Source organism: Microbacterium esteraromaticum (assembly GCF_900163815.1).
Taxonomy (GTDB): Bacteria; Actinomycetota; Actinomycetes; order Actinomycetales; family Microbacteriaceae; genus Microbacterium; species Microbacterium esteraromaticum_B.
Window position 1 is genome coordinate 1 of sequence record NZ_FUKO01000005.1, and the last position, 1,417, is coordinate 1,417.

1 protein-coding gene is annotated in these 1,417 nt (G+C 63.7%); it reads left to right on the forward strand.

The window, feature by feature from the left end:
- Nucleotides 1-53: 53 nt before the first annotated feature.
- Nucleotides 54-1,417 (forward strand): recombinase family protein (locus FM104_RS01425; RefSeq protein ID WP_218778537.1); only part of this gene is annotated, 1,364 nt, incomplete at its 3' end.

The following is a 1,417-nucleotide window of genomic DNA, read 5'->3' on the forward strand; positions in this document are numbered from 1 at the left end:
TTGTCGACGTGTCGGGTTTGACCGACGTACCTACCAGGTGAATGGAGGTCGTCATGAACGGCACGAGTATCAATGAAAGCATGGAGCAGGTGGTCGTCTACCTGCGCATCTCCGAGGATCGGACGGGTGCGGAGGCTGGGGTTGAGCGGCAGCGGCAGGACTGCCTCGACCTCTGCCACCGGCTCGGTGTTCCGGAACCGGTGGTGTTTATGGATAATGATATCTCCGCGTACGGGAACAAGAAACGCCCCGGCTACCTCGAACTCCTCGAACGGGTGAAACTCGGCCCCACACGGATCGTGGCATGGCATGTGGACCGTTTGTATCGGAAGCCGCGCGAGTTAGAAGACCTCATCGACCTCGTGGAGTCGCATCCGATCCGCATCGACACCGTCAAAGGTGGCGCGTTCGATCTGAACGCGCACGAGGGCCGGTTGATGGCGAGGCAGCTTGTGGCGATCGCGTCGTACGAATCAGGGCACAAGGCTGACAGGATCAGGCGCGCGAATAGGCAGAAGGCGGAGCGGGGTGAGTGGCATGGTGCCCCGAAGTACGGGTACGGGCTCGGCGGGGTCCTCATCCCCGAAGAAGCCGCAGTGATCCGTGAAATGGCAGACCGGTTCCTTGCGGGGCAGTCAGTGCGGCAGATCACGATGTGGCTCAACCGCGACGGTGGCCCCGCCTCCCCTTCCAAGGGGAAGAGCCGCCTGAACATTTGGCACGCGTCAACGGTGAAGTCGATTCTGTGTTCCGCGAGGATCAGCGGTCAGCGGGCGTATGAGCCGACCGCGCCGCGTGGTGGTGAACCTCAAGGTGGGCGGGCGATCCTTGGGCCGGGGAACTGGGAAGCGATTATCACCCCGGAAGAAACCGAACGCATCCGCGCCGTATTCGCGAACCCTGACCGTCGTGTCGGCAGATCAGCGAAGAGCATGCTCGCCGGGATCATCTCGTGCGGGAAGTGCGGCAACACCCTCGTCACCGGTGGCTGGCGCACCGGGCAGACCGCTCCATCGAAGCAGCACTTCTACCGGTGCCTCCCGCTCCCAGGACGCCCGGAACGCGGCGGACTGTCAGCCAGCGCCGCAGGCGTCGAAGCCGTCGTCACGGAGGCAATCATCCTCCGCCTCGCAGCAACCACCCTCCCTGACATGGCACCGGGTGAAGACGGTGGGGTTGCGGCGGCGATGACCCAGATCACTGCTGCGAGGCAGCGGATGGAGGATATGGCCCGCGACTACGGGGCAGGCCTGTTGACTCGGGCAGAGTTGCATGCCGCGAAAGCCGCAGCACAACACTCCATCACCGAAGCGGAACGACTACTCGGACGTACCAGCAAGTCCGCAGCGTTGAAGGGCATCCCGATCGGTGACGAGACAGCGATGCGTGAGGCGTGGGAGTCGGAGTGGTCGATCCC